The sequence below is a fragment of the Hymenobacter sp. 5317J-9 genome (assembly GCF_022921075.1).
GTDB lineage: Bacteria > Bacteroidota > Bacteroidia > Cytophagales > Hymenobacteraceae > Hymenobacter.
Genome location: NZ_CP095050.1, coordinates 560,717 through 574,024, shown reverse-complemented (window position 1 = coordinate 574,024; position 13,308 = coordinate 560,717). Strand labels below are relative to the sequence as shown.

Here is a 13,308-nt window from a genome sequence, read left to right as displayed (position 1 = left end):
GGCCCCGTCGCGGGCCCCGGCGGGCCGGGCCCCGCGGGCAGGTTGCCGCCAGATTGTTTACAGATTTCCCGGCCTACTTGCCGACCTTGCGGCCGGCAACGGGCGCGCCACCTTTCTTTCCCTGAGCGTGAAAATTCTGATTGTTGAAGACGAGGCGCCGCTGCGCAGCACGCTGCTGGAGTTTTTGCGGCACGAGGGCTACGTGTGCGAAGTGGCCGAAACCTACCAGCAGGCGCACGAAAAAATCAAGCTCTACCAGTACGACTGCGTGCTGGTGGACCTGACCCTGCCCGACGGCTCGGGCCTGAACCTGGTGCGCACGCTCAAGGCCGACAAGTCGGTGGCCGGCGTGCTCATCATCTCGGCCCGGGGCTCGCTCGACGACAAGGTGCAGGGCCTGGAGCTGGGCGCCGACGACTATTTGCCCAAGCCCTTTCACCTGGCCGAGCTGAACGCGCGGCTGCGGTCCATCATCCGGCGGCGGCAGTTTCAGGGCCAGCGCCACATCGTATTTCGGGACCTGACCATCTTCCCCGACCAGACGCTGGTATTGGTAAAGGAAAAACCCCTCACGCTCACCCGGCGCGAGTACGACCTGCTGCTGTTCCTGCTGGCCAACCCCAACCGCGTGCTCACCAAGGAGGCCATTGCCGAGCACATCTGGGGCGACGACGCCGACATGGCCGACTCGTTCGACTTCATTTACTCGCATTTCAAGAACCTGCGCAAGAAGCTGCAGGAGCACGGGGCCGACAACTACATTCGCACCATCTACGGCCTGGGCTATAAGCTCGAAACCGCGTGAAGCTCCTCACCCGCACCAACCGCTACTACCTGGGCCTGAGCGCCACGCTGTTCGTGCTGGGCACCGGCCTGCTGTACGAGGGCCTGCAACATGCCCTGGCGCACGAAGTGGACGAGCAGCTCCAGCAGCAGCGCACCTACCTCACCGCGCGCATCCAGCGGACGGGCGCGCTGCCCACCATTGCCCTTCCCCAGGAGCTGACCATCGACGGCCCCACCCGCTCCGAGAGCCTGCGCGATACCGTCATCTTCGACCCCGTGGAGCGCGAGCCGGTGCCTTTCCGTGTTATCTCCTTCCCGGTGGTGGTGCGAAGTCAGGTGCACTGGCTCACGCTGCGCAAGTCGTTGCTCGAAACCGAGGATGTCCTCAAGGTGGTGATGGGCGTGATGCTGGCGGTGATGACGTTGCTCTTCGGCAGCCTGCTGCTGCTCAACCGCTGGCTATCGCGCTGGCTGTGGGCCCCGTTTCGGCGCACGCTGCAGGCCCTGCGCGGCTTCCAGCTGCAGCAGCCCGAGTCGCTGGCGCTGCCGGTAACCCCCATTGACGAGTTCAGCGAGCTGAACCAGGCCGTGGCCCAGCTCACCCAGCGCGTGGCCGCCGACTACCGCGCCCTCAAAGAGTTCACCGAAAACGCGGCCCACGAAACCCAGACCCCCCTGGCCATTATGCAGGCCCGGCTGGAGCAGCTGGTGCAGGACTCCGACCTGCCCGAGCGCACCCTAGAGGCCGTGCAGGACGTGTACCGCGGCGCGCGGCGCCTCTCGCGCCTGCACCAGGCCCTCACGCTGCTCAGCAAGATTGAGAACCGGCAGTTCAACGCCAGTGTGCCCGTGTCGCTGGACAGCGTAGTGCAGGAAAAGCTGCGGCAGCTTCAGGATTTTCTGGAAGACAAAGACCTGGAGCCGCAGGTAGGGCCGCTCACGCCCGTGTCGGTGGTGATGCACCCGGCCTTAGCAGAGTCGCTGGTGGGTAATCTTTTGCAGAACGCCGTGAAGCACAACGTGCGTGGCGGCTTGCTGCGGGTGCAGCTCAATCTGGCTGCACTGGAAATCACCAACACCGGCCCCGAGCTCCGCACCGACCCCATGCTGCTGCTCGGCCGCTTCCGCAAGCACAACGCGGCGTCGGACTCGCCCGGCCTGGGCTTGTCCATCGCCGAGCAAATCTGCACCTACTACGGCTTCCGGCTGAGCTATGCCTACGCGCCGGCCGGGCACCTGCACACGCTGCGGGTGACGTTCTGAGGCCCGCCCGCGCCGTACAGATTCCGGCCAGATTCGCCCGCTAGGTTTGCGGCATTCCTCAACCAAATCACCCGTTTCAACCCCATGAAAACCCTGTTGCTCGTGGCGGCCGCCGCCCTGGTGGCCGGTACTGCCCCCGCCCAGAACCTGCCCGCCGCTAAGGTGCCGGCCGGTGTTCAGGCCGCGTTCAAAGCCAAGTTTCCGGCGGTAAAATCCGTGACCTGGGAAAAAGAAGGGGCTGACTACGAAGCCGGCTTCAAGCAAAACGGCAAAACCATGTCGGCCGTGCTGACGTCCGCCGGCGTGCTGCAGGAAACCGAAACCGACATGCCGGCCGCCCAGTTGCCGGCCGCCGTGCGCGCTACCCTGGCCCGCGACTACAAAGCCTACCAGGTGAAGGAAGCCGCTACCATCGTGAAAGCCGACGGCCGCACCGTGTACGAAGCCGAGGTAAGCAAGGGAGGCAAGGGAGGCAAGGGAGGCAAGGCGCAGGACGTACTGTTCACCGCCGAGGGCAAAGTGGTGACGCAGTAAAATCAACTACATCAGTTGCAACGCCCTGTGGGCTGCCTGGACCGACAGGGCGTTGCATCAGCGGCCGTAGAATACTCGGCGGCTTGCGTGTCAATAATCAAAGGAATGTTGCGTAAAAAAGGACTGGCCCGGCTGGGAGTGCTGTTGGGGTTGTGGTGGGGAATCGGCTGGGCGGCGCAGGCCCAAACGGGCGCGGTGCGCGGCACCTTACTGGAAACGGGCACCGGCAACCCCATCTCGTTTGCCAGCGTGGTGCTGCTGCGCAGCGCCGATTCGACCTTCGTGGCCGGCACTCAGGCCAGCGAGCTGGGCGTGTTTGAGCTGGCCCCGGTGCCGCTGGGCCAGTACGTGCTGCGGGCCACGGCCGTGGGCTACCGCACGAGCCGGCGCGTCGTCAGCCTCACGGCCAACGCGCCCGGCCTGGCGCTGGGCACGTGGAAGCTGCGCCCCGCCGCCACCCAGCTCACCGACGTGGTGGTGACGGCCGAGCGGGCAGTGGTGACGGGCGGCCTCGACAAAAAGGTCATCGATGTGAGCAAGGACCTGACTGCCACCGGCGGCACGGCCATCGACGCGCTCCAGAACGTGCCCTCCGTGACGGTGGACCAGACCGGGGCCGTGAGCATCCGCGGGGCCAGCAACGTGACGGTGTTCATCGACGGCAAGCCCACCGGCACCACCCTCGACCAGATTCCGGCCAGCAGCATCCAGAGCGTGGAGGTTATTACCAACCCCTCGGCCCGCTACGACGCCAGCGGGGCGGGCGGCATCCTCAACATCGTGCTCAAAAAAGAACGGCGCGAGGGCCTGAACGGCCAGGTGAGCGCCACCGGCGGCACCGGCGACAAGGCCAACGCCTCGCTGCTGCTTAACTACCGCAAAGGCAAGGTCAACCTGTTTGGGCAGTACGACTACCGGCGCGACCGGCGATACTTCCGCGGCACCGTGGACCAGACCACCATGAGCCGCGACAGCACCCTGTGCCTGCACCAGGACCGCAGCGGCGCGAACCTACAGAACACCCACGCCCTGCGCCTGGGCCTGGACTACGCCCTCACCCCCGAGCAAACGCTGACCCTGGCCGTGCAGCCGCGCCTGAACCTGACGAGCACCGACGAAACCCTGCTCTCGCGCCAGGTGAACGCCACGGCCGGCGAGCGGCCCGTGCGGGCCGGCACCAGCACCCGCGACAACGCTAGCACGGGCAACTTCCGGGTCGCCGACCTCACCCTGGACTACCGCCGCGAGTGGGCTGCGCACAAGGGCCGGGAGCTGACCGCCAGCGCCGTGTACACGCCCCTGCTGAACGACAACGCGGTAGATTCCCGCCTGGTGTACCTCGACAACAGCCAGCGCACGCAGCGCCAGCAAACCGTCAACCGCACCGCGCAGGCCACGGCCCAGGTTGATTACGTGCGGCCGCTGGGCGAGAAAAGCCGCTTCGAGACGGGCGCCCGCAGCAGCCTGCGCCGTTACGATATTGACTACCAGCTGGCCAGCACACCGGCCCTGGCCTTCGACCCCAGCAACCGCTTCGTGTACGGCCAGTACGTGCAGGCCGCTTACGGGCTCTACGCCGGGGCCCGCGGCCAGCTCAGCTACCAGGCCGGACTGCGGGCCGAGCACACCACCGTCACCGGCGACCAGCGCACCACGGGCGAGCAGTTCACCCAGCGCTACCTGAGCTTGTTTCCGACCGCCGTGCTGGCCCTCGACCTGCCCCACGAGCAGCGCGTGCAGCTCAGCTACTCGCGCCGCGTGGGCCGGCCCGACGCCGGCGACGTGAACCCCTTCCTAGACCGCACCGACCAGCTGAACCTGACCTCCGGCAACCCGCAGTTGCGGCCTGAGTTTGTCAATTCCTTCGAGCTGGGCCACCAGCTGGACGGGGCTGGCGGGCGCAGCCTGGGCACTACCGTATTCTACCGCCTCGAAACGGCCACGCTCAAGCCCTTCCGCCAAGTCATCACCGACCCACTCACCGGCAACCTCGTGACGCTGACCACCCGCCTGAACGTGGGCGACGAAACCTCCTACGGTCTGGAAGTGGTGGGCGCCACGCCCCTGGCTGCGTTCTGGAAGGTAAACGGCACGGCCTCGGCGTTCCGGCGCATCATTCGGGGCAGCACCAGCGGCACGGCCGTGAACACGACCAGCCTGGCTTTCACGGGCCGGCTGAACAACACGTTCCCCTTCAGCAAGCGCGTGGATGCGCAGCTGGCCGTGAACTACCGCTCGCCCATCAACTCGGCGCAGGGCACGCGGGGCGAGGCGTTCAACATCGACTTGGCCGCCCGCTACAACGTGCTGGGCGAGCACGGCACGTTCACGCTGCGCGTGGCCGACCTTTTCAACACCCTGCGCTTCGATTCGAACGACAGCGGGGCGGGTTTCGCCACCGTCACGCGCTTCAAGCGGGAGTCGCGCATTGCCTACCTGGGCTTCACTTACCGCTTCGGGCAGACTTCGGAGAGCCGCGCCCGGCGCAAAAGCGCCGACGACGAGGGCGGCAGCGACAACTAAGCCCCATGCCCACGTACTTCGCCCGATTTGTTGCCCTGCTGCTGGCCCATCGGCGGCGCCTGCTGAAGCTGCTGCTGCTGGGCGTGGTGCTGCCCTGGACCGTCTTCCTGAAAGCCAGCTCCGAAATCGAGGAAGGCGAGGGCTTCTACGGCGACTTGCCACTCCTGCGCTGGGCGCACGCCCACGCCCGCCCCGCGCTCGATTCGCTGAGTTTGTTCTTCTCCGCCATCGGCGGTCCCGTGCCCATGGCGGTAGCGGCCGTGCTGTTTACCGGCGTGCTGGCGTGGCGCCGGCAGCCCCGCCACGCGTGGTTCTTTGGCTTGGCCGTGGGCGGAGCCGCGGCGCTCAACCTGCTGGCCAAGGCCATTCTGGGGCGGCCTCGGCCGGCGTTCTGGGCGTCGCTGGCGCCCGAAACGTCCTACAGCTTTCCCAGCGGGCACGCCATGGGCTCGGCCGCCGTGGTGCTGGCGCTGGGCCTGCTGTTGGCCCGTCGGCGCTGGCGGGTGTGGGGGCCGGGAGCGGTGTTCGTGCTGGGCGTGGGCTTTTCGCGGGTCTACCTGGGCGTGCATTATCCCAGCGACGTGCTTTCGGGCTGGATAGCCGCGCTGGGCTGGGTCACGGGCGTTTACGTGCTACTGCCGCCTAACCAGCGGCCGACCTGATTCTGCACAGAATTGGCCGGTAGCTTGCCGGTCTGCTTCAATTACCAACGAGATGCAAACACCTCCCTTTTTCCGCCACACTTTTCACGTCACCGGGCTCATGGCACCCGAGCCAGAGCCCAAGCGCTACCCTTTTCATGACAACGACCAGTGCCCCGAAGGGCAGGAATTGAAGCGCAGCGGCGAGTGGCAATACTACGAGCCCGCCACTATCGACGAAACCCGTCCCCGTTGCCCTCTCTGCATCGCGCTGAACCGGGAGGGCAAGTAGCTCCGTTTTTTTGTCAGCTTTTCGGGGCTTGCTACTTCGGCACCGGTTTGTACCACACTCAATGACAACAAAAAGGGCTGTTACCCGTCGTGGGTAACAGCCCTTTTTTATTTACCCCGAACCGGGCTACGCCACGAACATCATCTGCAGCCCGAAGACCACAATCAGGCCTTCGACTACCATGAGGAATTTCTCCTTGGAGATGCGGCTCAGCAGCAGCTTGCCGGTGTAGCTGCCCCCAATCATGGCCACGCCGGTGAAGGTGCCCACCAGCAGGCCTTTGGTCGTGACGAGGGCGTACTTGCTGTATACAATGGTTTTGGTGAGGTGTAGTACCAGCGAGGCAAAGGCGGCGCTGGCCACGTAGGCCACCGGCGGCAGGTTCAGGCCCAGGAAAAACAAGGCTCCGGTGGGTCCGGCGCTGCCCGTCAGGCCCGAGAGGAAGCCTGTGAGCGCACCGCCCAGCACCATGCCGGGGTTGCCCAGTTCCACCTTTTTGGCCACGTTGAGGTGGCGATAAATCACGACCGTGCGCAGGGCCGTGGCCAGATTCGAGTCGACGCCCCGGATACCGATTTTGGCCAGCACGGCGGTGAGAGCCGCGAAAACGGCCGACAGCAGGGCGTATATCCACCACATATCAATCAGGTTTTGTGACAACACCAACCGACTTAGTGGCCGTATTCCAGCACCCGAAACGTACCGGGTACGATGCTCGGCCGAGGACGCGGGTTCTCGGCCGTGGGGGCCGGCGTGGGGCCGTAGTCGGCCGTGCAGGTGAAAAGGTGGTGGGTTTTGGGGTCCAGCGCCAGGGTGCGGGCCCCGCGCGCCGTTGGCACGTTGCCCACCACGCGGTATTTCGTGGGAGAGTCCTGGTGAATGACCGTGAACGTACCCGAGGCCCCGTTCGAGGTGATGACGTTGCCCGTAGTGGGGTCGAATACGGCGCCGTCGGCGCCCTTGCCGATGGGCAATACGGCCACCTGCTGCCCGGTTTGGCTGTCCGTCACCACCAGCTTCTCGTTGGCGCAGGCACTGAACAGGCGGTTGGCTTTGGGGTCGTAGCCCAGGCCGGTGGGCTCTTCGCCAGGAGCCAGGGAGCTGCGCTTTTTCACGGCCAGGGATTTGGCGTCGAAGGCGATGACCTCGCCCTTGTCCTCCAGGTTGACGAAGAGCGTGCCGCGGCCGTCGGTGGCCGGAGCTTCCACGTCGCCGCCCAACTCGGCCGTGCCCAGCACGGCACCGGTGGCCCCATCGAGCACGGTGCTTTTGCCACCGTCGTTGCTGAAGAGGAACACGCGCTTCGAGAAAGCGTCGTAGAACAGCGCGTCCGGCTTGGGGCCTGTGGGGATGGGCGCGCCGATGGGCTTCAGGGCTTTCAGGTCGAACACCACGCAGGCGTTGGTGCGCCCACAGGTGATATAGCCGCGCCCGGCGCTGGGCACCACTTCGATTCCGTGCACGCCGGGCGTGTTCGGGATGGTGCCAATGAACTTGCGGGTCTTCAAATCGACCACTTCCACCCGCGTGCCGTGTGACACGTAGAGCCGCTCGCCGGCTGGGTCCACGGTCAGGTAGTCCCAGCCGCCCTCACCACCGATGGCGATGGTATTGAGCAGATGGTAAGGCGCAGGCTGTTGGGCCTGCGCAGCACCAGCGCTGAGAGTTAAGGCCCACGCAACGAAAAGCTTTTTCATAAAATTGAGAGAGGATATAAAGCGGATTACCAACCCCAGCCTATACCGACAAAAACAATCTATGCGCCTGTGAGTGCTGCCATGCCGGATTTCTGCGTACCGAGCTTAAAGCGTCATAAATAAGCACTTCACGACCCTTCAGTCATCTTGATGCAGAGCTGATAAGCAAACGTATCGGGTAATTCTGGCGCAAATCTGACAAGAAACACCCGCTCTCATCGGTAGAGCTATTTAAAACATGACAACCCCCATTTTTCTTCCTGCATACTTACAAAATCGGTTGACTTGGTGTGAGATGATTGGCTAAAACACCTCAATATCATTTGTTGCTTTTTAGGCACTTTCTGAATGTCATCGCCGAGGATGGACATCAATTGAAGATGAGTCCATCATGCACTTGTATAACCCGCAGTATAATCCAAAAGCAAAACAGCCATCCAGATTTTCATCTAAATGGCTGTTAATCAATGAGCGAGAAACGAGGTTCGAACTCGCGACCCTCAGCTTGGGAAGCTGATGCTCTACCAACTGAGCTACTCTCGCGGGGTGAATTGGTGTGCCAAAATTACGTCAAAGAAACGGATTAGCAACGGGCCAGAACCCCACCATTGGCCTTCGCGTACTAGCCGAGCATTATGCCCACTCCTCCCCTACCTCCGCCCACGCGCCGTTTGGTCGGCTTGTTGCTCGCGCTAAGCGGGGTGCTGCTAGGTATCGGGATGCTGCTTAAGGTGTACGTGGCGGTGTATATGTGGTACACAAGTGGCGCACAGAATGCATCGGCGCTGTTGCTTTCGGCTTACCTGGTGGGACTACTGGCCAGCGGCTTGCTGGTGCGCATGGGCCTGCGTATGCGGCGCGGCGAAAATAACCGCCGTGACCCCGACGCGAACGAAATGCTGTAACTAGCCGCCCGGCGGGCGACCTTTGCCCCATGTCATCTCCCCTCCGCATCTCGCTGGCCAAGGCTAATGCCGCCACGGCCGCCCAGCTGGCCGACCTCGGCCGCCAAACGTTTCACGACACCTTTGCGGCCACCAACGCCCCGGCCGACATGGCCGCTTACCTGGCCGAGAACTTCGGCCCCGACATTCAGCTGGCCGAGCTGCAGGACCGCGAAAACACGTTTTTGCTGGCCCACATGCAGAACGAGCTGGTTGGGTACGCCAAGCTGCGCGATAATTCGGCGCTGGGCCTTCCTGAAGAGCAGAACCCCGCTGGACGCCTCGAAATTGAACGCTTGTATGTGCGCGACGACTGGCAGGGCACCGGCCTGGGGGCGGCCCTGATGCGTGGCATTCTGGCCCTGGCCGAGCAGCTCCACTGCACGGCGGTGGTGCTGGGCGTGTGGGAAAAGAACGAGAAGGCCCGGGCGTTCTACCAACGCTTTGGATTCCGAGAAATAGGGCAGCACGAGTTCCGACTGGGGCAGGATGTGCAGACCGACCTCATTTTGCGCAAAGGAATGGCCGGGCGCTAAACCCGTTACCTTTGGGAATGCCTATGCACGCATTGTTGCGCTACTCCAAAAGCCGCTGGGTTGGGAGCCTGCTTGCCCTGGCACTGGCTACGGCCGCTTGCCAGTCGCACCCCGATGAGGCCCAGCGCGCTTCATTGCCGCCCGTGGGCCACTATGAGGGCAGCCTGAGCCAAGCCGGGCGGCCCGACGTGCGGGCGGCGCTCGATATCCGGCACCCCAGTCCGGGCCATTACGAGGCCGAGTTCACCGCGCCGGGGGCACCGGCGCTGAATTTCGTGGCCGACAGCATTTATTTCGGCCAAGGCCGGCTGCTGCTGAAACGCCCCCTGCGCGCTGGCCAAACCCTGACCCTGACCCTGGACGGCGACTTCTGGCGGGGCACGCTGGCGCTGGATTCGGCCAAGGCGACCGCCATTTTGCTGAAGCGCGGCGTACCCAGTCCCAGCACCTACCGCGTGGAAGAGCTACCTCAGGACAACGGTTCGGCCTGGCTGTATGCGCCGGCCGATGCGGGCACGATGGGCCCCGCCCTGGCCTTGCTGCCTGATTCGGCCACGGCGGCAGCGGCGTGCCTGTGGGGCGATGCCCTGGCGCGCGAAGGCGTGATAGTGCTGGTGCTGCCGCCGGCTTCTCAGACTACGGCAGAAGCGGAAGCGCCGCGTGTGCGGGAGGCCTTGCGTTTTCTGCGCAGCACGCCCGGGGCCGACACGGCCCATGTGGGAGCCTGGGCCGCCGGGGCCCGCGCCGTGGCGGTAGCACAGGCGCTGGCGGCCCCGGCAGGTGCCCGCCCCGCTTATCTCATTGCCCAAAATGCCTCGGTAGATGCCGCCGCCCGGGTGGCGTTTCGCGAGCTTCGCAACCGCAAGCTGCCGGTGCTGGGCTTATACGGCGGCCCGAAGGGCGCGGCCCAAGCCAACTTGCTGCGCAACGCCATGGGCGGCCGGCGGGGTGCGGCCGTGCGCGTGTACCGCACAGCCGGGGTCGATTTGCTGGTGCCCGGGCAGCCGAGTGCCGGCCTCGGGCCGGGCCTGCCGGGCGAAGTGCTGGAATGGGTGCGCGGGCAATAATATGTTTGAATTAGACTATTCGACAAGAACACGGCGCGTTATTACCTGAGCCTGGGTTTGTAAGGACAGCATATACAGGCCTGGATTGGTCGGCAGCCAATCCAACACTTCTTCAGCACTGTGTGTGGTAGGCCACGCTACCGAACCCACGCGCTGCCCCACGCTACTGATTATCACAACGGTGACCGCGCCAACGGGCAAGTTGCCCAGGCGCACTGGCTGGCCTACTTGAACCGGTATTGGCGCTATGGTTATCGGGGCGGACGGGGCCGAAACAGCAGTGGCTAGCACAATGGCCAGGGGCGTGGCAGTTGTGGCCGTCCCAATAGAGTTGCTGACGCTGATGAAGCCGCCCGTACTGCTCGCGGGAACCACAAACGTGAGGGAGGTGCCGGCCGCGTTCACGACAAAGCCAGTGACTGGCATGCTGCCCAATAGCACGCTGGTAGCACCTAATAGGCCCGTCCCGGTGATGGTGATGGTGGTGCCGGGTGCGGCCGTGCCCGGTGCGAAGCTACTAATGACCGGTGCCGCCAATACCTGAAAAGGACTCGCTCCCCACGCCGTGCCGTCGGGCCCGAGCACCGCAATGGCGCCTGAATGTGCCCCTATTGGCACCGCGACGGTGAGTACCGTGCCACCGGCATTTACCGTGAAACCCGGCGCTGACACGCCACCGAAGGCAACCGCCTGTACCGCACCCAGGCCCACGCCCGTGAGGGTGACAGTAGCTCCTACTACGCCGGCGCCCGGGCTGAAGCTATTGAAGGCAAACGGCATGACCGGCCGCAGGTTGGTTTGCACGCTCCCGGGCCGGAGGCTGAACGATGGCAGGCCGCTCTGGCCTTGGCGGTTGTCGCCCCACTCCCACAGCGTGCCGTCAGCGCGTACGGCCAGCGTGTAGGTGGCGCCGGCAGCGGCAGCAGCCCAAGTAGCGTTGCCCAATTGCGTGGGGACTGGGGGCGACGTTGCCGGACGGCCGAGTTGGCCATGGCTGTTGTTACCCCACGTCCACAAAGTGCCGTTGCTTTTCAGGGCCAGCGAAAACTCACCGTCTATGCTTGCTATAACGGAAGCCCAGTCGGTGGCCGTGCCGATGCGAACGGGCGAAGAGCGGAACCCACCACTGGTACCCAGTTGGCCAAAGCCATTATTGCCCCAGGCCCACAAGCTACCGTCGGTGCGCAGAGCCAGGACGTGGGTTTCGGAAGCAGACAACTGCGTCCAGGTTGTGACGGCACCAACGCGTAACGGCGTAAGCTGATTGACGGTGCTGGTGCTGCCATTGCCGAACATTCCTGGCTCGCCCCAGGCCCATAAAGTCCCGTCGGTGCGCAGGGCCAGCGTGCAATACGTTAGGCTGACTACTTGGGCCCAGTCGTGGCCGGTGCCCACCTGCACTGGGCTGAGCCGGCGGGTGGTGGTGCCGTCGCCAAGCTGGCCGTAGGCGTTGTCGCCCCAGGCCCACAGCGTGCCATCGGCGCGGATGGCCAGGGACCCATTCCCTCCCGCCGCAATTCGTTTCCAACGGCTGAAGCTTATGGCCACCGGAGCCAGCCGGGCGGTGGTGGTGCCGTCGCCCAGTTGGCCAAACTGGTTATCGCCCCACGCCCACAGCGTGCTGTCGGCGCGCAAAGCCAGGGTGTGCCGCTCGTTTCCGCTCAAACGGATATACGTGGCTGGCGAGTCGATGCGGGCCATGGTTTGCCGGTAGGCCACCGGGCCATCGCCCAGCAGACCGGCGCTGAAATCGTCGCCCCAGGTCCACAGAGCGCCGTCGGTGCGCAGGCCCAAGGCGGCTCGCGGGTTGGTAGCAGGAGTTGCCCAAGTGGTGGTGCTGTCTACCTGCACGGGCACCGGGAGGCGCCCGAACGTCCGGCTGGGGTCACCGGTTTGGCCGGCCTTGCTGTCGCCCCAGGCCCAGAGGGAGCCATCGGCTTGCGTGGTGGCGGAAGTATAGCCCCCTGCGGCCACCCGCTCCCAGGTGGTGGCCGCGCCCACCTGCACGGGCGCTACCGCATCCACCCGGGTGCCGTTCCCAACCATGCCTTCGAGGTTGAAGCCCCAGCCCCAGAGCGTGCCGTCCGTTTTGATTGCCAGCGCGTGGTCGTCGCCGCAGGCAATGCGGCTCCAGGTGGTGCCGGTGCCCAGTTGCGTGGGCGGGCCCAGGTTCTGGTTCGTGGTCACGCTTCTGAATAGGTGGTTGTATGAGTCAATTCCCCAGCCCCAGAGCGTGCCATCGGCTCGCAGAGCCAACGAAAACAACCCGGCGCAAATGCGCGTCCAGTTGCTGGCCGTGCCTACTTGCGTCGGCCGGACCAAGTCTGGGGAATTGGGAATGCCCACGCTGAGCCCGCTACCCCAGCTCCACAGGGTGCCGTTGGTTTTCAGGGCCACCGTATAATACCGGCCTGCGCTGACACTGGCCCAGTCAGTATCGGTGCCTACTTGGGTGGGAGTGGTGAGGCTGGTGGCGATGCCGATGGAGCCATTGCCCAGTTGGCCAAGGGTATTGTTGCCCCACGTCCACAGCGTACCGTCGGCCCGCACCGCCGCGCTGTGGTTGAAACCGGCCGAAGCGCATACCCACGGCCCGGCAGATACCAGACGCGGGGACAGGACATTGGCAAGAGGTGACAAATTGTAGCCCAGATAACCGCTAAAACTTCCCCAACTCCACATCGACCCATCGGTTTGCAGCGCCACCACGAAAGCATAGTCCGGGTCGAATTGCGAATCGAGCTGCCCCTGCCCTCCCCCCGTGCTCACGGTGCGCCACGTAGTGGCCGTGCCAATTTGGACCGGACGCGGGCGGGCAGTGGTGGTGCCGTCGCCGAGGCGACCATCACCATTAAATCCACTCCCCCACAACGTGCCGTCGGCGTGAATGGCCAACAGGTGGCCGTTGCCCACGGCTACGTTTTCGGGTTGGGCCAGCACGGCGTGGCTCATGGCAGCTATCAGGCAGAGAAAAAGTAGGGAACAGCGGTAGAAGATGGGAAGCATATCCTAATCCATTGATTTA

The 13,308-nt window shown here is 64.6% G+C and carries 12 protein-coding genes and 1 tRNA gene; 9 read left to right on the top strand and 4 right to left on the bottom strand.

All coding sequences use genetic code 11. From position 1 onward, the window contains the following. Positions 1-127: 127 nt before the first annotated feature. From MUN81_RS02360 to MUN81_RS02335, 6 genes are all read left to right on the top strand, one after another. Positions 128-805, top strand: a complete 678-nt coding sequence (locus MUN81_RS02360) for a response regulator transcription factor (protein WP_196295206.1) — start codon at positions 128-130, stop codon at positions 803-805. Beyond that, positions 802-2,049, top strand: a complete 1,248-nt coding sequence (locus tag MUN81_RS02355) for a HAMP domain-containing sensor histidine kinase (RefSeq protein ID WP_245114791.1) — start codon at positions 802-804, stop codon at positions 2,047-2,049. Before MUN81_RS02360 ends, MUN81_RS02355 begins: the two co-directional genes overlap by 4 nt. 84 nt (positions 2,050-2,133) lie before the next feature. After that, entirely contained in the window at positions 2,134-2,583 is a 450-nt protein-coding gene (locus MUN81_RS02350) for a PepSY-like domain-containing protein (RefSeq protein ID WP_245114790.1), read from the top strand. Positions 2,584-2,688: 105 nt separating this feature from the next. After that, entirely contained in the window at positions 2,689-5,106 is a 2,418-nt protein-coding gene (locus MUN81_RS02345; protein ID WP_245114789.1) for an outer membrane beta-barrel family protein, read from the top strand. Between the two features lie 5 nt (positions 5,107-5,111). Further along, positions 5,112-5,768, top strand: a complete 657-nt coding sequence (locus MUN81_RS02340; protein WP_245114788.1) for a phosphatase PAP2 family protein — start codon at positions 5,112-5,114, stop codon at positions 5,766-5,768. A gap of 52 nt (positions 5,769-5,820) precedes the next feature. After that, positions 5,821-6,039, top strand: a complete 219-nt coding sequence (locus tag MUN81_RS02335) for a hypothetical protein (RefSeq protein WP_245114787.1) — start codon at positions 5,821-5,823, stop codon at positions 6,037-6,039. 126 nt (positions 6,040-6,165) lie between these two features. Here the strand turns inward: MUN81_RS02335 and MUN81_RS02330 are convergent, their stop codons facing one another. The 3 genes from MUN81_RS02330 to MUN81_RS02320 all read right to left on the bottom strand — a co-directional run bounded on the left by MUN81_RS02330 (position 6,166) and on the right by MUN81_RS02320 (position 8,279). Next, positions 6,166-6,702 carry a TSUP family transporter gene (locus MUN81_RS02330; protein ID WP_245114786.1) on the bottom strand — a complete coding sequence of 179 codons (537 nt, stop codon included), beginning with the start codon at positions 6,700-6,702 and terminating at the stop codon, positions 6,166-6,168. Between the two features lie 8 nt (positions 6,703-6,710). Further along, positions 6,711-7,736, bottom strand: coding sequence for a YncE family protein (locus MUN81_RS02325; RefSeq protein WP_245114785.1), 1,026 nt, complete (start codon positions 7,734-7,736; stop codon positions 6,711-6,713). Between the two features lie 470 nt (positions 7,737-8,206). Beyond that, positions 8,207-8,279: transfer RNA gene (locus MUN81_RS02320), tRNA-Gly, on the bottom strand. Between the two features lie 92 nt (positions 8,280-8,371). On the opposite strand from MUN81_RS02320, the gene MUN81_RS02315 reads away from it, so the two are divergent. The 3 genes from MUN81_RS02315 to MUN81_RS02305 are packed head-to-tail and all read left to right on the top strand — an operon-like array spanning position 8,372 to position 10,283. Further along, positions 8,372-8,641: a hypothetical protein gene (locus MUN81_RS02315; RefSeq protein WP_245114784.1), complete on the top strand. Its 270-nt coding sequence runs from the start codon at positions 8,372-8,374 to the stop codon at positions 8,639-8,641. Positions 8,642-8,670: 29 nt separating this feature from the next. Beyond that, positions 8,671-9,216, top strand: a complete 546-nt coding sequence (locus tag MUN81_RS02310; RefSeq protein ID WP_245114783.1) for a GNAT family N-acetyltransferase — start codon at positions 8,671-8,673, stop codon at positions 9,214-9,216. 23 nt (positions 9,217-9,239) lie between these two features. Next, positions 9,240-10,283, top strand: coding sequence for a hypothetical protein (locus tag MUN81_RS02305; RefSeq protein ID WP_245114782.1), 1,044 nt, complete (start codon positions 9,240-9,242; stop codon positions 10,281-10,283). Between the two features lie 15 nt (positions 10,284-10,298). Here the strand turns inward: MUN81_RS02305 and MUN81_RS02300 are convergent, their stop codons facing one another. Then, a complete protein-coding gene (locus tag MUN81_RS02300) occupies positions 10,299-13,235 on the bottom strand; it encodes an RCC1 domain-containing protein (RefSeq protein ID WP_245114781.1) in 2,937 nt (978 codons plus the stop codon). Between the last annotated feature and the right edge of the window lie 73 nt (positions 13,236-13,308).